Source organism: Arcicella sp. GW821-FHT09D11 (assembly GCF_059416265.1).
Genome location: NZ_JBWKOV010000009.1, coordinates 82683 through 101428 on the forward strand (window position 1 = coordinate 82683; position 18746 = coordinate 101428).

An 18746-nucleotide genomic window follows, 5' to 3' on the forward strand; every position below is an offset into this window, starting at 1 on the left:
TTTACTTTAAATTTTTAAAGTTTATTAAGTTCTCATGAATCATTTCTTTTTCAAGAATTGTATCAGCATGTACTTTTTGTAATGATACATTTTCAACAGGAAGCTCCTTTTGTCCCAGTACTCTTGATATAAATTTCACATTTGTTGCTGTTATGTTAGTCAAGAAAATGTTTTTGATAGGGGTAAGCTTACGGATTTTAGTAGGCACTAAATTTCTCCATTGGTATAAAACATCTGTTTCAATACCCAATATTCCTAGGTCTATTTTGCCCGATTTGATATTAGAGACATAAATGTTATTCACATAGCCACCCATTCGTTCATTTGTTTTTATAAAAACCAAGTGATTTAGTTTTGCCCCATCAACAACGGTACAGTTATCCATAAATACATTTTCTATGCCACCAGATAGTTCACTGCCAATCGCTAATAATTGATGTCCATTTTTTACCAAACAATTACGAATGACTATATTTTTAGACGGCGTTTTCAAACGCCACCCTTCTGGATTACGTCCTGATTTTAAAGCGATTGCATCATCTCCTTGGTCAAAAACACAGTCTTCTATCAATACATTCTGACTCATTTCTGGGTCTATCCCATCGTTATTATGACCATGCGCATACACTTTAACATTTTTGATAACAACATTCTTTGACAAATAAGGGTGGATAGTCCAAAATGGGCTGTTCTGGATTGAAACACCTTCCATCAAAACATTTTCACATCTGTTGAATTGAATAAATTGCGGACGAAGATTAGCCGTATCATTGACCATATTTCTATCTTCAAGCGGGCTATATTCTGTCGCTAGATTATACAACCTTTTTATACTTTCCATGTGAGCTTTAGGACGTGCAAACCACTGTTTCCAAACATCCATGACAGCCTTGAGTTCACCTTCGCCAGTAATGGCAATATTTTTACACTGATACGCATAAACCAATGGAGAGTAATTATAACATTCCATACCTTCCCATGTACTTTTTACAGCAGGCAGGTAGTCAGAGGGGTTTCCTGAGAAAACCAAAGTTGCTCCTTTTTCTAAGTGTAGGTTTACATTACTTTTAAAATGTATTTTGCTAGTTAACCATTCTCCTTTGGGAATTACCACCGTTCCTCCCCCCAATTTATTTGCTTCCTCAATAGCCTTGGCGATTGCCGTAGCATTTCTCTCTTTATCCCCAACCACAGCACCAAAATCAACAATCGATAATTTTTTACAACGACTGAAATCAGGAACACTAATAACAGGCATATTGAAAGGAGCTTTCACTTTTATTTTTTTAATAGTAAGCTTATTTTCTTCATTTTTAAAAGAAAATATCATAGGTATTAATATCAAAATCAGGTATTTGTAAGTTTTCTTCATGAGTTATGAGTTGTTTTTAATTAGTACGTTTTCATATTATTTAGCAAGCAGAGATATGACAGGTTCAATTAACGTTCTAGAACCAAGCGAGTCTAAATGTATCCCATCAGTAGTCATGGTTTCGATATTAAGCCCTGGTGTCGAAAAACCATTCACAAAAAAGCAATGCTGACGGTTAGCTACTTTTTTAAATGCTTTGCTCATTGCTTCCACCCGCTGATTTCCTCCTGCATATTTAACGGTATTTTCTGCTTTGGCTCCGTAAGGCGGGGGAGAAATAATGATAATTTTTGCATGCTTTATGGTTGTATAGGGAGAGTCTTTTATCTTATTAATTAGTTTATCAAGGTTCTGAGGTACTTCCTTTTGTTGATTGTCAAAAACTGCCTTCGCATCATTTGTACCAAGTTCAATAATCACAAAATCATACGGTGTATTCCCTGTAAATGCTGCTGCCTTTTTTAGATTCTGGTCAATCACAAAAAGAGAATTTAAGGTACTATCTCCTAAATTTAGAAAACCGATTGTTCTTCCTGACTTGCTTATATTACAAATTTTAGCGTTAGGGAATGCTTTTGTTAGTTGTTGTGGCCAACTCATAGGAAATGTACCATTGCTATCTCCTAAAGTAAGAATAGTAAGTTTTTTATTGGAGAAAGTAGGGTTTTGAGCAAGTATTACAAAAGGGGTTAGTAATAAAATAACAGTGCTGATGTTGATTATTCTTTTTATCATTACATTATTGTTAAATGGCTAACTTAATGGGTCATTACAATGAGAAAATATATGTTTTAATGCTCATTTAATGTCTTCATAAATTATAGTAAAAATGTGAAAATGAGGATTTTATATCTTCGCAACAGGTATTTGCATATATAAGGACAATTTTTGTTTAGTTATTAAGCTATTTAATTCATTTTTTGAATCTCTACCTACAAGAATATCTTTAGTATATTTATTTCCCATCATGTACTTTCATGATACCATACGTCGGAATCGGTAATTTATACCGCACTGAAAACTTTTTAAAAAATAAGCATCCTCAAAGATGAGCTTACGATTAATATAGCGGAGAAAGGAATTTGGATTATTTTATAAGATATAAAAACGGAAATTTTGAAGAGAACTGCGTCATAATCAGTTCTATAAGATTGCGAAGTGTACTTCCTTTAATAAATTTTTATTTTTTCTTGAATTTATTAAAGTTTAAGTTGTTCAAGTTATATTTTATTGATAACTTTGTCTACGTTAATTTAAGCAATAGAAATTGTGTACAATTAACACGATTTAAAACCATTTAATTTTTACCTTTGAAAAAAATATTTTTTTGTTTTATGTGTTCTACTGTGTTATAGACATATCTTGTTTTAGTTATATTGTTTGTTCATAAATTTATTTTATTATATATTAGACTTTATTTTTCAATATCTTGCTAAAAAAGGTCACTAGTAAACTGAAGGAATCATCTATGATGAGGGAGTTTTAAAAATATTTTTTTGCGTATACTGTTCTAGTCTGTTATAGGTTTTGAGATATATTATCGCCTGACTTAGAACAGTTTGAAAGGCATTTTTTTTGATTAAACAGTTCTACTGTGTTATACATTTATTTTGTTTTGGTTATTATAATTTTTTAGTTAAAAATGAAAAAAAATACAAAGATATCTCACAGTAAAAAGTATAAATATATGCGAGTAAGCTTGTTGTCTTTCTTGATTTTTTCTGCAATAATTAGTTTTGGTCAATCGCAGAAAAAGAAGACAGAAACAGGAAAAAAAATCAGTCCTTATTTATTCGGATTATTTTTTGAAGACATCAACTATGCCGCTGATGGAGGATTATATGCTGAATTAATACAAAATCGCTCGTTTGAATACAGTCCAACTGATCGAACAGATTGGCATTCACTTTCTTTCTGGGAATATACTACTCCAGGGTATTCGTATGGCTCGCTTAATGTTGAGACCAGCATTCCAGTGCATCCTAACAATCCACATTATGCAGTATTGAATATTGAGCACGTCGGCGAGGCAGGCGTTGGCATAAAAAATCATGGATTTGAAAATATAGTGATAAAGCAAGGTGACAAATATTCTTTTTCAATGTTTGCACGTCAGCTTTCATCAAGCCCTATTGCTATCACAATTAGCCTGCAAACCCCAAAAGGGAAAATAGTAGCCGAAAGTAAAATAAATGTTGGTTCTAAAGATTGGAATAAATATACTGCTACGCTTACCACATCGGTGAGTAACGACAGTACTTCCTTAGTTATTTTGGCTACAACAAAAGGAAAGATAGCCTTTGATGTTGTGTCCCTTTTTCCTGAGAAGACTTTCCAGAATCGTCAGAATGGACTACGAGCAGACTTAGCCCAATTATTGGCAGATATGAAACCATCTTTTATCCGTTTCCCAGGGGGCTGTCTTGCACATGGTGATGGACTAGGAAATATGTATCGTTGGAAAAATACAGTAGGTCCTATAGAACAACGTGTAGAACAAAAAAATATCTGGGGATATCATCAAACGGCTGGTTTGGGATATTATGAATATTTTCAGTTTTGCGAAGATATAGGTGCAAAACCTCTTCCCGTATTGCCCGCAGCAGTTAGTTGTCAGAACTCAGGAGGTACTTGGCGTATTGGTGGTACAGGACAAAAAGCCCTGCCAATGGACGAAATGCAGGAATATATTCAGGAAGTGCTGGATTTAATAGAATGGGCGAATGGTCTTGCAACATCTACGTGGGGAGCAAAGCGTGTGGCTGCTGGTCATCCGCTACCTTTCAATCTTGAATTTGTGGGCATAGGGAATGAAGATAAAATTACGCCAGAATTTGAGGCACGCTTTAAAATGATTTATGATGCTGTAAGAGCAAAGCATCCAGAAATTACGATTATTGGTACTTCTGGACCATTTTCTGACGGAGAAGATTTTGATAAGGGATGGACAGTTGCTAGTAATAGCAATGTACCCATGATTGATGAGCATTATTATAAAGACCCAAAATGGTTTCTTTCAAATATGAATCGCTACGACTCTTATGACAGAAAAAAATCTGGCGTTTATTTAGGCGAATATGCCTCATGGGGAAATAAATTGTATAATGCTATTGCCGAAGCAGCCTATATGACAGCACTAGAACGCAACGGAGATATCGTAAGAATGGCATCGTATGCTCCATTATTGGCAAAGAAAAATCATACTCAGTGGAATACAGACATGATATTTTTTGACAATTCAAAAATTAGCCTTACGCCCAATTATCATGTTCAGAAGATGTTTACTACCAATCAGGGAGATTATTATTATGATAATATTATTGCTCAAAATGTTAAAGACAGTACTCTTGCGGCTTCATGTGTAAAAGATAGCAAGACGGGTGATATTATTTTAAAATTCGTCAACAACAGCAATGTAGCAAAAAACATGAAAGTGAATCTTTCAACATTCAAAAACTATATGAGTGACGCAGCCCAAATTGTGCTATCTGGAAATGCCAATGCCGAAAATACTTTAGAGCATCCACAGAACATTGTACCTGTATATTCAACGGTTAAAGTAAATAAAGTTTTTGACTATCCTGCTCCAGCAATGTCTCTTACTGTAATTAGGATTAAGACTTTAGCAAAGAAAATTTAAACATGAATTCTTTCAGTATTGAACATCAGTATGATAAAATGAACATAAACGTTTATACCTATCCGTTATAGATAATGCCTGTTTTTTCTAAGACTCAAAGAAAACGTAATAACAAATAAAAATGGAATTAAAACAATTACAAAATACAGCTTCGCAAGTGCGCCGTGATATTGTACGGATGGTACATGCTTGTCAATCAGGACACCCTGGTGGTTCATTAGGATGTGCTGATTTGGTCGTAGCACTTTATTTTCATGAAATGACTATTAATGAAGAAAAGGGGACTGACGGATACCTGACGTTTTCTCGTGCGGGACAAAATGAAGACTTATTCTTTTTATCAAACGGACACATTTCTCCATTATTCTATTCTGTTTTGGCACATCGTGGCTATTTCGCTCCTTCAGAATTGGCTACTTTCAGAAAAATAAACTCTCGTTTACAAGGACACCCAGCTACACATGAACATTTGCCGGGTATTCGTATTGCTTCTGGCTCATTAGGACAAGGTTTATCAGTAGCGGCTGGAGCAGCAAAAGCCAAGAGATTGAGAGGAGATGACTGTAATATATATGTTTTGATGGGTGATGGCGAACAACAAGAAGGGCAAGTATGGGAAGCAGCGCAGTTTGCAGCACATTATCAACTTGATAACTTGATTGCTATTATTGACTGGAACAAGCAGCAAATAGATGGTCCAACAGAGAAAGTAATGAGTAATAAAGATTTGAAAGCAAAATATGAAGCTTTCGGATGGGCTACGATTACGTTAGAAAATGGGAACGATATGCAATTAACATTAGATGCATTAGCCCAAGCTAAACAGTTGAAAGGACAAGGAAAACCAATTATGATTCTAATGAAATCAGAAATGGGATACGGCGTTGACTACATGATGGGTACGCATAAATGGCATGGTGCTGCTCCTAATGATGAACAGTTGAACACAGCATTATTGCAATTAGAGGAAACAATTGGTGATTACTAATAAATAATTTTTAGAGATGAAAGAATACAGTTTCACAGAAAAAAAAGATACTCGTTCTGGATTTGGAGCAGGTATGGCAGAATTGGGCAAATCAAATCCAAAAGTTGTCGCACTTTGCGCAGATTTAGTAGCATCTTTAAAATTAGATGCATTCATTAAAGATAATCCTGAAAGATTTGTTCAATGTGGTATTGCAGAAGCAAATATGATTGGCGTATCGGCAGGGATGGCTATTGCAGGCTATATTCCTTATGCTACTACTTTTGCCAATTTTGGTTCGGGAAGAGTATACGATCAAATCAGACAGAGTGTTGCTTACTCAGGTAGTAATGTAAAAATTTGTGTGTCACACGCTGGATTAACATTAGGAGAGGATGGAGCAACACACCAGATTTTGGAAGATATTGCGATGATGAGAGCCATGCCAGGCATGACAGTAATCAATCCATGCGATTATAATCAAACAAAAGCAGCGACAATCGCAATTGCTGAATACGAAGGCCCTGTTTATCTTCGTTTCGGCAGACCCGTCGTTCCAGTATTTACAGCACCTGATCAAAAGTTTGAAATAGGTAAAGCGTGGATGGTGAATGAAGGAAGAGATGTAAGCATTTTTGCTACTGGACATTTGGTATGGGAAGCCATACAGGCTGGTGAAATATTAGCGAAAGAAGGCATTGATGCAGAAATCATTAATATACATACGATTAAACCATTGGACGAAGAAGCAATTTTGAATTCAGTGAAGAAAACAGGGTGTGCTGTCACTGCCGAAGAGCATCAATTGAATGGTGGATTAGGCGATGCTGTGTGTCAGTTACTCAGCCGAAATCATATAGCACCTATTGAAATGATTGGTGTAGATAATTCTTTTGGTGAAAGTGGAACGCCTGCTCAATTAATGGAAAAATACGGATTGAATGCTCAGAGTATCGTAGAAAAAGTACGCATTGCCATCAAAAGAAAGGAATTACTTAATTCAAAATAGTTTGTAAAAAATAGTATCTGTTTTTATTTTGTCATAAAAGCCACTCATCTTTTGGGTGGCTTTTATTTTGTATTTTAAGGCTAGCTTATTGCTAGTTTTTTCCAAAAAATTCCTACTCAGAAAAATATTGGTAGTACTTACTTAGAATAACTGAATGAAAAATCGAATCATGATGGGCAATAAAAGAGGCATCCAATATGCTGAAATTATGAAACGCTTGTAGAGAAGAAAACAAGATAGTACTAAAATATCATGCTGATAATACACTTTTTAATTGGCTATTGAATTTGTTTACTTGTTGTTAGTAATGTATTTGATACTTTTTATGAATTAAACATCGTCTTTAAAATAATCATTTGCCCAACAATAAAGTCTTTTGAGAATTTATGCTACAAACGCATACATTATGCGTAGTAATGTTTAGTGAGTTACTTATATAATACTTTTAAATCAAAAAATATTCAAAAATTTACCAATTATCCCCTTAAGAACACTTAAAGAGTACTAAAAACATACAATTTTTCTCTGTAAAATTTACTAAACAATGAATTTTTGCTCATTCCGTGAGTTCTTAATTCTTTCAAATTTTTTCTTTTAGACGTGCAATTCTCCGATTTTTTTGGCAAAAGCCTATCATTACGTATACTATTTAGAAAATTATCGTGTGAAATTAGCACTTTCTTACGTTGCTGAACATTTGGTATAGATATTTAAAGATTTATGCTACTGTATTCTTATACTACTCTCTTACTTTGTACGAAAATATTATATTATTTATTAAATGAATCATATTTATCGTCGTATGAAGCAATTTGACTTATCTATTCCAATTACGCGAAAAAAGCTGTACTTAGTTGTATGGTGCATATCGCTTTTAATTGGTTTTTCGAGCTTTTCATTAAAAGCTCAAACAGTAAAAGGGACTATTAAGTCCGCTTCAGGAGAAGGAATACCTGGAGCAACCGTTAGTGTTAAGGGAACTACTCGTGGAGTTAGTGCGAGTAAAGATGGAGCATTTTCCATTGCTGCTACGCCAAAGACAACTTTGGTTTTCAGTTCGGTTGGCTATAAAACACAGGAGGTTTTAGTAGGTAACCAAACAAGTATTAATGTAGTATTAGAAGAATTTCAATCTGCATTAGATGAGGTAGTGGTTGTGGGTTATGGAAAACAAAAGAAAGAAGGTGTTGTAGCTTCTGTTACCCAAACAACGAATAAAGAATTAGAGCGAGCAGGGGGTGTTTCAAGTATTGGTGCAGCCTTGACTGGAAATGTACCAGGCTTAATTACGAATGCAAGTACTGGCCTTCCAGGTGCAGAAGACCCTCAGATTATCATTCGTGGTCGTAGCTCTTGGAACAATTCAGACCCACTAATTCTAGTGGATGGCGTTGAGCGTCCTATGAACAGCGTTGATATCAGTTCTGTTGAAACAGTTACTGTACTTAAGGATGCATCAGCTACAGCCGTTTTCGGTTCAAGAGGTGCGAATGGGGTAATCTTAATTACCACCAAAAGAGGTAAAATGGGAAAGGCATCAATCAGAGCTGTCGTAAATACCATTGTAAAAGCTCCGTCTAAATTACCCGAAAAGTATGATTCATATGATGCTTTAAGAATTAGAAATGAAGCAATTGAGTATGAACTTGCGACAAGACCAGAAGGGTGGAGAGATTACTTACCTCAACAGATTATTAATAAGTATCGTAATCCAGCAAATTTAGCGGAAGCAGAACGTTATCCAAATGTTAACTGGGAAGAAGCATTGTTTAAGCCGTATGCGATATCTAATAATGCTAATTTGAACATCAGCGGGGGGACAAATCTTGTGAAATATTTTACCAGTGCAGATTTTTTACAAGAAGCCGATTTATTTAAAATTTATGATAATAAAAGAGGGTACAAGCAAGGCTTTGGCTTTAATAGGCTGAATGTTCGTAGTAATTTAGATTTTCAATTAACACCTACTACGCTTTTTAAAACCAACCTTTCGGGTTCTTATGGCGTTAGAAAAAGCCCATGGGGCTTCTCTGGAAGTCAGTACGGGCCATGGATTGATGCTTATAATGCTGCTCCAGACTTGTTTTTACCACAATATTCTGATGGTTCATGGGGCTTTTACTATCCAAACCAAGCTAAAGCAGAAAACTCTGCATTAAGTCTTGCCATTGGTGGTCTGCAATATCAAACCACTGCCCGCATCACGACAGATTTTACGCTAGACCAAGATTTGGATATGCTTGTGAAAGGCTTGAGAGCTTCGGGTACTGTGTCGTTAGATAATACTTTTGTAGAATCAGATCGTGGTGTCAATGACCTTTATAATGGAACTCAACGTAAGTGGGTAAATCCTGAAACGGGCATTGAAACCTACCAATCGGCTGTTGACGGTATTACAGGTTTTGACTTTCAAGAGGGTATCAAGTGGGCTCCAGCTGCAGGGACTATCGGAGCTAGCCAGCGTCGTTTGTTTTATCAGTTACAGCTTAATTACAACAAAACGTTTGCAGGGTTACATAATGTGACTTTGATGGGCTTGACAAACAGAAACGTGTATGCTAGCGGTAGTACAATTCCTTCATATAGAGAAGACTGGGTATTTAGAACTACTTATACATTCAACAATAAGTACACAGTAGAGTACAATGGTGCTTATAATGGTTCTGAGCAATTTGCAAAAGATTACCGTTTTGCCTTTTTCTCTTCTGGGGGTGCTAACTGGGTAATATCGAACGAAAAATTCATGAATTCGGTGAAATTCATCAATTCTATGAAACTTCGTATGTCTTACGGACAAACAGGGTTTGATAACCTAGGTGTAAGATGGCCGTATCTTGAGCAATGGTCTTATGGTGGAACATCAAGATTGGGTGTAAGTGGTGAAGGAGCTGAACAAAGCCCATATACTTGGTACTCGCAGTCTACAGTAGGTAACCCAACCGTTCAATGGGAACAATCAGAGAAATTCAATCTTGGTTTAGACTTTGAACTTTTCAGAGGTTTTGTGAAAGGTAAAGCAGACTTCTTTCAGGATAATAGAAGTAAAATTTTGTTAACAGGAAGATCAGACGTACCAAGTTATTTTGGGGCATCTCCGCCAGTTGCCAACTTAGGTGCTGTTAAAGCAAGCGGTTATGAATTAGAACTTCATTTTAATAAAAATGTAGGGAAGTTCCGTTTGTGGGCAGACCTTAACATGACGCATACGCAAAACAAAATTATTGAACGTGCTACGCCAGAATTGTTACCAGATTATCAGAAACCAGAAGGTATGCAGATTGATCAAGCTTATTCATTCGTAAGCAAAGGGATGTATAATAGCTGGGATCAGTTGTATGGAAGTGCGATGCACAATGTAAATGACAACCAAAAATTATTAGGTAACTACTACTTGGTTGATTATAATGGAGACGGAGTTATTGACACGCAAGATAGAATTCCTTATGGACACACTGGCTGGCCACAGAATACCTACAACGCTACTTTTGGCTTTGATTGGAAAGGGTTTTCAGTTTTTGCACAGTTTTATGCGGTGAATAATGCTACTCGTCAAGTGGTTTTCACAAGTTTAAGTTCACAAAGCCATACAGTTTATCAAGAAGGTGCATACTGGTCGCCAACGAATACTGGCGGAACGCCTATTCCACGTTGGTTAACAACACCTTTCGGGGACTATAGAGGTACACAGTATATGTACGATGGCTCTTATGTAAGATTAAAAAATGCTGAAATAGCATACACTGTAAATCCTGAGATTAGTAGAAAATTAGGACTTAGTAGTCTGCGAATCTACCTAAATGGTAATAACCTTATTGCTTGGAGCAAAATGCCAGATGATAGGGAGTCTAATTTTGCTGGTACTGGTTGGGCTTCACAAGGAGCTTATCCAACAGTAAAAAGATATAATTTAGGTTTAAACATTACTTTCTAATTAATAATAAAAACATGAAAAAGAGAATAAAACTTTTGTGTGTAGCTGTAGTTTGTTCTATGACTTTTGGAGTTACTTCATGCTCAGATTTTTTGGATCGTGATCCTCAATCTCTTGTGTCTGAAAAAGATGCCTTTAAAAACTTTGTAAACTTTCAGGGATTTACCGAAGAACTCTATCATACTATTCCAGACTTTTCTAATGGTTACTGGACCAATTCTTTTAACTGGGGAGAGGATGAAATCCAATCTACAGCTCAAAACTTTCACTTTGGTGTAAAAATTGATAATGGTGATTTTTGGGGCTGGCAACGCAATTTTGACGGCTGGCAAGCTGGTTGGATGGATCGTAACAGTAATGTAACCAACGATGACCGCTTTGCAAAATCACTTTGGGGGCTAGGATGGTACGGTATCCGTAAGGCTAATTTAGGTTTGGAAAACATAGACAAACTGACTGATGCCACACAAGAAGAAAAAGATTTAATTAAAGGTCAATTGCTATTTTTTAGAGGTTGGTATCACTTTATGTTTATGCAGTATTTTGGAGGGCTTCCATATATTGACAAAGTATTACCTGGAGATCAGAAATTAACCTTACCTCGTCTTAAATACAGCGAATGTGCCGATAAAGCAGCCGCGGATTTCAGAGCAGCGGCCAACTTATTACCTACAAACTGGGACAACACAACGGCAGGTAAGAGGACATTGGGCAAAAACACATTGCGTATCAACAAGATTATGGCACTTGGCTATTTGGGGAAAAATTATCTTTGGGCTGGTAGTCCATTGATGAATTCAGTCTCAGGCGGCGGTACTACTTACAATGCTGAATATTGCAAAAAGGCGGCTGATGCATTTGCTGAATTACTTAATTTATGTGAGAGTGGAGAAGCTCCTTACCGCTTAGTTCCTTTTGCACAATATTATACTAACTTCTATACGACTGGTCAGAACTGGCAAATGCCAGGTGGAACTGAAGCCATTTTCAGAGGGCCATACTATGGTGCAAATAATTCAAACTGGGGAACGAGTAAACAATATAGCCCACAGATTATCAGTGAAGGCGATGTGAAGTTTTTGCCAACAGCCAATTATGTTGACAACTACGGAATGGCTAATGGATTACCAATTAAGGATATTACAAAAGCTGACACAGAGTCTGGTTATAATCCTGAATATCCTTGGAAAGGAAGAGACCCACGTTTTTACAATGATATTATTTTCGATGGCGTGAGAATGGTAGCAGGAAGTATTCCAAATGCCGCTGAAGTGAACAACCGTTATGCCAATTTACATACTGGAGGTTCTTATCGTGATATTTCAACAGGTAGTCGCACAGGATATTTGCTCTTTAAGTTTGTTCCAAGAACAGCCAACAAGTATGACCAAGGATACGGTTATGATAAAAGTCTTAACATTCACTTGCCATATATGCGCTTGGCAGATATTTATCTAATGTACGCTGAAGCTGCTGCACAGGGCTATGGTTCGGCTATGGGTAAAGCAGGAAGTTATTCTAAAACTTCTGTAGATGCTATCAACGTCATTAGAGATAGAGCAGGAGTAGGACACGTAGATGCTAAGTTCATAGGTTCTTTGGATGTTTATATGGAAGAATTAAGACGTGAACGTTCTGTTGAACTTTCTTTTGAAGGTCATCGCTTCAATGACCTCCGTCGTTGGTTAATGATTGCTAAAAGTCCTTATACGCTTAAGAAATCAATTGAATTTGATAGAGCAGCTACATTGGATCCAGCGAAAGACCCTAAAGACAATAGAGTTTTGAACATCAGAGAGTCTGTCATATTAGAGCGCAAGTTCACTGATAAGCATAATTGGTTGCCATTAAAGGTTAATGACGTGAATTTGTATCTGGAATTTGCTCAAAATCCTGGCTGGTAATGGGAGGCAAATCATATAATGAGATAATCAATAGATAAACGAACAAGAAATGAAGTTTATAAAAATAATTATGGTTTTATGTGCATTACTGGCTTTTTCAAAAGCTACGATAATGGCGCAGAATGCCTCGACGATTAAAATTAAAGCCACCGTTGTTGGCTCGAATAAACAGCCCGTTATTGGCGCTATTGTAAGTAGCTCTGAAGAAATCGGGAAAGCTGTCACCACAGATGCTTTGGGTACTTTCAGTATTGAAGTTCCTAAAAACGAGGTATTATCAATTGCTGCGAAAGGTTTTAAAACCAAATATATCACTGCTAACCAACAAATCAGTGAAATCGTTATCGCACCCGAGGAAAACCAAGAACAAGTAGCTCTTCCTTTCCGTAATGTTGATAAGCAAGATTTGCTTGGTGGAGTAGCATCTGTAAATGTAAAGGAGCTTCTTAAGAAGAATTACTTTACCTACCCATTAGATGGTATGGAGTCTTTAGTCCCAGGGTTTAATGGAAACAGCAATTGGGGAATGGGAAGTTATCTATTCATGATAGATGGTGTTCCTCGTGAGACTGGAAACGTAATGCCGACCGAGATAGAGCAAATCGTATTTTTGAAAGGAGCTAACGCTGTGGCACTATACGGTAGCCGTGGTGCCAAAGGCGTAGTGAATGTAATTACAAAAAGAGGTGTAGCAGGTCAAAGTAGATTTGACCTTAGAATTAACAGTGGTGTAAATGTTCCTAAAGCTTTTCCACGTTATTTAGGTTCAGCGGAATATATGACTTTATATAATGAAGCACGTAGAAATGATGGATTAACGAATTTGTATTCTGAATCTGATATTTACAACCACGCCTCAGGAATCAATAAATATCGTTATCCTAATATAGATTTTTACTCATCAGAATACCTAAAAAGTAGCTATGGTAGCTATGACGCTACTGCCGAAATTTCAGGTGGAAATGAAAGAGTTAAATATTATACAAATTTAGGATTTGCAACATCAGGCTCACTGTTGAACTTTGGAGAAGCGAAAAATAACAATAATTCAGACCGTCTTAATTTCCGTGGAAATATCGATGTAAACTTGAATGAGTTTATCAGTCTAAATGCTGATGCTACTGCTATTTTTTATACTGGTCGTGGTGTAAATGCTAACTTTTGGAGTAGTGCAACAACAGTTCGTCCGAATCGTTTTTCACCACTTATTCCCCTTAGTCTGATTGAACAAGAAGATGCGGCATCACAGGTTTTAATCAAAAACAGTAATAATATTATCGATGGACAATATTTACTTGGAGGTACTCAATTAGACCAAACGAATCCTATCGCTACCATTTATTCAGGAGGTAGTAACCAATTTGCTAACCGTCAATTCCAGTTTAATACGGGGATTAAAGCAGACCTTAGAAATGTGTTGAAAGGCTTGAGTTTTAAATCTAGTTTTGCTGTTGATTATGCTACAGAATATACGTTAGCTTATAATTATTCTTATGCTACTTATGCACCTGCTTGGAATAAGTATAGCGGAACCGACTTAATTAGTAGTCTTACAGTGTATGGCCAAGATGCAAAATCTGGCACGCAGAATGTATCAGGAAATAGATATCGCCAAACGATTGCATTTTCAGGACAGTTAAATTATGATAGAACTTTTAACGAAGACCATCATTTATCGGCTATTTTATTAGCTAATGGGTTTCAACAATCAGAATCTGCGATTTACCATAAAACCAGTAATGCGAATTTAGGTTTTTTAGCAAGCTATAATTACAAGCATAAATACTACATGGATTTTAGTGCGGCTTATATCCATTCTGCAAAACTTCCTCCAAGTAATCGTCAAGCATTTTCTCCGTCACTTACTTTAGGCTGGAGATTAAGTGAAGAAGAGTTTCTTAAAAATTCAGATATCGTAGACGATTTGAAGTTGACAGCTTCTGCTAGTATTTTACATACAGATCTTGATATTCCAAATTACTATTTATATCAAGGTGTTTATACTGGTGCTGGTTCATGGTATGGTTGGAAAGATGGTACGGGTATTCAAGCTACTGAATCAAGAAGAGGTGATAACCCTAACATGAAATTCCCTAAAAGAGAAGAAATTAGTATTGGATTCGAAGGTTCGTTTTTCAAAAGATTATTAACCTTAAACGGAACATTCTTTGCCAATACAATTTCAGGAAATATCATTCAAGCATCTGTTTTATTTCCAAGTTATTTCACAACTGGCTTTCCAGTATCTTCTTTTATTCCTTATGTAAATTATAATGAAGACAAACGTGTTGGCTTTGACTTCGGTGCTAGTTTGAATAAAAAATATGGTGAAGTAAATTGGACATTGGGCGTGAATGGTACATACTACCAAACTACTGCTACTAAAAGAGCAGAATTATACGAAGATGCTTATCAAAATCGTCAAGGAAAACCACTTGATGCTCTGTGGGGCTTACAAAGTTTGGGGTTATTCCAAGATCAAAACGATATAGCAAACTCTCCAACGCAAACATACGGACAAGTAAAGCCAGGCGATATTAAATACAAAGATCAAAACGGTGATGGTATTATTAATAGCCGAGACGAAGTCTCTTTAGGAAAAGGTGGTTGGTTCGGTGCTCCGCTTACTTTAGGTATAAACCTTACTGCTCAATGGAAAAAGCTTACTTTCTTCGCAATGGGTGTTGGTCGTTTTGGGGCTAATGGAATGCGTAATAACTCTTATTTCTGGGTGGATGGTGAAGATAAGTATTCTGCAGTAGTGAGAGATAGATGGACAGAAGCAACAAAACTAACAGCCACCTATCCAAGACTTACCACTTTGACAAGTGATAATAACTTCCGTTCATCTGATTTCTGGATTTATAAAACGAATCGTTTTGACTTGAGTAAAGTTCAGATAACGTATGATTTGACGGATGTATTAAAGATGAAATCTTTTGTACGTGAACTTGGATTGTATGTCACTGGCTTTAACCTGCTAACTGTGTCAGACAATCGTGAAATCATGGAACTTAGTGTGGGAAGTGCACCACAAACACGTTTGTTCAATTTAGGTGTAAAAGCCCTTTTCTAAGTTTTTGAAAATATTATATTTTGAATATTATACTATGTTTTATATGAATAAAGGAATATTAAAACTACTGGTTTGCGTTGCTGTATTGCTGACCGGATGTGAAGACCTAATAGAGCCTGCTATTGAGAATAACAGGCAGTTAGACCCTAGTGCTTATTTACCAAGCGACTCAAGATTTCCATTCGGTATATTGCTGAATGGATATAATAGAATTCCGACGAACTCATGGTCTTTTAATGATGTGGCAACTGATGATGCCGTAAGTAATGACCAAGACAATGGCTATCTAAAAATGGCAACGGGGCAATGGACGGCAAACAATAATCCTACTAACCAATGGACAAATTGTTTTGCAGGAATCCAATACTTAAATATTATGTTGGGAGAAGTAAACAAAGTTCAATGGGTGACTGATCCTGTTGCTAATAGATTGTTTACTACTAGAATTAAAGGTGAAGCTTATGGGCTTCGTGCTTTATTGATGTACCATCTTTTGCTAACACACGCAGGTAAAGGGGTAGGCGGAACGATGCTAGGCGTACCTATTTTACTTAAGCCACAGACAACTTCTGATAATTATAATCTTCCGAGAGCTTCTTTTGAGGATTGTATGAAACAAATTTATCAGGATTTAGACAGTGCCGATGTAAAGCTTCCTTTAGACTATCAGAATTTTTCATTGGGACAAGAATCTCTGATACCAACAAAGTATGGTCAAGTTACGATTGAGCAATATAACCGTGCATTCGGAGTTACCTTCAGTGGTTTATTTACTGGCCGTATTGCTAAAGCTGTAAGAGCACAAGCTGCATTGCTGGCAGCCAGCCCATCGTTTAATAATGGCAATACAAGTAAGTGGACAGATGCCGCCAACTATGCCGCCAATGTATTGAATTCGAATGGAGGGTTGAATGCCGTAACAGGTAATGCAGCGAGTGGTCTTACTTGGTATGCTAATACTACAGAGATTGCTAATATTAAGGACGGGGCTAATCCTCCTGAAATATTGTGGAGAAATAACTGGGGAGAAAATAGAGATTTAGAGCAAGCTAATTTTCCACCAACATTATTTGGTAACGGACGTATCAACCCGTCTCAGAACCTTGTAGATGCTTTTCCAATGCTGAATGGCTATCCGATTAATGATGCTAACAGTGGTTATAACCCTGCCGACCCATATACTAATCGTGACCCACGCTTGAAAATGTTTGTGCTGGTGAATGGTGCAACTGCTGGGGTAAATAATACGGCCATCAACACTACTGCTAATGGCCCAACCAATGATGCACTTAACAAAGTAGCTACTTCGACAAGAACGGGTTATTATTTGCGAAAACTGTTACGTCAAGATGTAAACCTTAACCCTACATCTGCCACCAATCAGCGTCATTACAAACCGCATATTCGCTATACAGAAATTGCGTTGGCTTATGCAGAAGCAGCAAACGAGGCTTGGGGACCAACGGGTACGGGTACAAATGCTTATTCAGCTTATGATATTATCAGAGCTATCCGTAGAAGAGCTGGGATTGGTACAACCAACAATGATGCTTATCTGGAAAGTGCTAAAGGTAATAAGGAAACGATGCGAACATTGATTCGTAATGAACGCCGCTTAGAACTTTGTTTTGAAGGATTTAGATTCTGGGATTTACGTCGCTGGAATGCAGGACTTACCGAACCAGCAAAAGGAGTGAGTATCCAAAATGGTGTTTATACTTTAATTCCTGTTGTACAAGACAGAGTATTCCAGAGTTATATGAAATACGGCCCAATTCCTTATTCAGAAATACTGAAGTTCCCTGCACTTGAGCAAAACGAAGGGTGGAATTAATAATCAGCTATAATTTTATTATTGACAAAATTTAATATTTATGAAGAAATTAGTTTTAATGTCGGTACTAATCCTGATTGGACTTGCTTCCTGCAATACGGAAAATGAGTTCCCGGATTACAAATACCAAACTGTATATTTCGCTTATCAGTATCCTGTAAGAACCATTACTTTAGGAGAGGATACGTATGTGAATACTGATTTGGATAATAAACATAAATGTCAGATTTATGCTTCAACAGGTGGGGTTTACGAAAGTAGAAAAGACGTAACAATAAAAATTGCCGTTGATAATTCACTACTAAAAAGCGGTTTACTGTTTGGAACAGGAAAAGACGAGGTACTTCCTATGCCTAATAGTTACTATTCGTTAGGGTCAGATAAGATTATTATTCCTAAAGGGACCTTAGCAGGTGGAGTAGATGTACAATTGACAGATGCATTTTTTGCAGACCCAAAATCAATCAAAAATACCTATGTCATTCCTTTAACGATGACTAGCGTAGCTAATGCCGATTCAATACTATATGGCAAACACTTTATTTTGTATGCTATCAAATATGTGAATACTTGGCATGGAAATTACCTTAGACGTGGAAAGGATGTTGTTACAGGTACTATGAATAAAACGATAGTTCGCCATGCACAATACGTAGAGCAAGATGAAGTTAACAAACTTTCTACCAAATCGTTAAGCGAACTTGAGTTTCCAGTAGTTTTCAAAGATAAAGATGGTAAGAACATCAATATAACACTATCACTAAAATTTGAAAGCGACAAGTGTACAATTTCTTCATTAACGAGTGGTTATACTGCAACTGGTAGTGGCACATTTGTGAAAAAAGGAGAGAAAAACAGTTGGGGGAATAAGGACAGAGATGCTCTATACCTAAAGTATGAAGTGAATCTTGCAGGAATGAATGTATCCTCAACAGATACACTCGTGATGCGTGACCGTACAGTAACAATGGAAACCTTTTCGCCAGTGGCAAAATAATAATTTGTCTAACTAG

10 protein-coding genes are annotated in these 18746 nt (G+C 36.6%); 8 read left to right on the forward strand and 2 right to left on the reverse strand.

What is annotated here, in order from left to right:
• Position 1: 1 nt before the first annotated feature.
• Both AC07N0_RS19930 and AC07N0_RS19935 read right to left on the reverse strand, forming a co-directional pair.
• Positions 2 to 1372: a glycoside hydrolase family 28 protein gene (locus AC07N0_RS19930; RefSeq protein ID WP_494590683.1), complete on the reverse strand. Its 1371-nt coding sequence runs from the start codon at positions 1370 to 1372 to the stop codon at positions 2 to 4.
• Positions 1373 to 1408: 36 nt separating this feature from the next.
• On the reverse strand, positions 1409 to 2107 hold the full coding sequence (locus AC07N0_RS19935; protein WP_494590684.1) for a GDSL-type esterase/lipase family protein: 699 nt from the start codon (positions 2105 to 2107) through the stop codon (positions 1409 to 1411).
• Between the two features lie 907 nt (positions 2108 to 3014).
• On the opposite strand from AC07N0_RS19935, the gene AC07N0_RS19940 reads away from it, so the two are divergent.
• The 8 genes from AC07N0_RS19940 to AC07N0_RS19975 all read left to right on the forward strand — a co-directional run bounded on the left by AC07N0_RS19940 (position 3015) and on the right by AC07N0_RS19975 (position 18730).
• Positions 3015 to 5012, forward strand: coding sequence for an alpha-L-arabinofuranosidase family protein (locus AC07N0_RS19940; RefSeq protein ID WP_494590685.1), 1998 nt, complete (start codon positions 3015 to 3017; stop codon positions 5010 to 5012).
• A 121-nt stretch (positions 5013 to 5133) separates the two neighbouring features.
• A complete protein-coding gene (locus AC07N0_RS19945; protein ID WP_494590686.1) occupies positions 5134 to 6000 on the forward strand; it encodes a transketolase in 867 nt (288 codons plus the stop codon).
• 16 nt (positions 6001 to 6016) lie between these two features.
• Positions 6017 to 6988, forward strand: a complete 972-nt coding sequence (locus AC07N0_RS19950; RefSeq protein ID WP_494590687.1) for a transketolase family protein — start codon at positions 6017 to 6019, stop codon at positions 6986 to 6988.
• A 781-nt stretch (positions 6989 to 7769) separates the two neighbouring features.
• Positions 7770 to 10919 carry a SusC/RagA family TonB-linked outer membrane protein gene (locus tag AC07N0_RS19955; protein ID WP_494590688.1) on the forward strand — a complete coding sequence of 1050 codons (3150 nt, stop codon included), beginning with the start codon at positions 7770 to 7772 and terminating at the stop codon, positions 10917 to 10919.
• Positions 10920 to 10933: 14 nt separating this feature from the next.
• Entirely contained in the window at positions 10934 to 12823 is a 1890-nt protein-coding gene (locus AC07N0_RS19960) for a RagB/SusD family nutrient uptake outer membrane protein (RefSeq protein WP_494590689.1), read from the forward strand.
• 49 nt (positions 12824 to 12872) lie between these two features.
• The gene (locus tag AC07N0_RS19965; RefSeq protein ID WP_494590690.1) at positions 12873 to 15899 is read left to right on the forward strand and encodes a SusC/RagA family TonB-linked outer membrane protein; all 3027 of its coding nucleotides are present in this window, start codon (positions 12873 to 12875) and stop codon (positions 15897 to 15899) included.
• 43 nt (positions 15900 to 15942) lie between these two features.
• Positions 15943 to 17733 carry a RagB/SusD family nutrient uptake outer membrane protein gene (locus AC07N0_RS19970; protein WP_492804096.1) on the forward strand — a complete coding sequence of 597 codons (1791 nt, stop codon included), beginning with the start codon at positions 15943 to 15945 and terminating at the stop codon, positions 17731 to 17733.
• 40 nt (positions 17734 to 17773) lie between these two features.
• On the forward strand, positions 17774 to 18730 hold the full coding sequence (locus tag AC07N0_RS19975; RefSeq protein WP_494590691.1) for a DUF5627 domain-containing protein: 957 nt from the start codon (positions 17774 to 17776) through the stop codon (positions 18728 to 18730).
• Positions 18731 to 18746 lie beyond the last annotated feature (16 nt).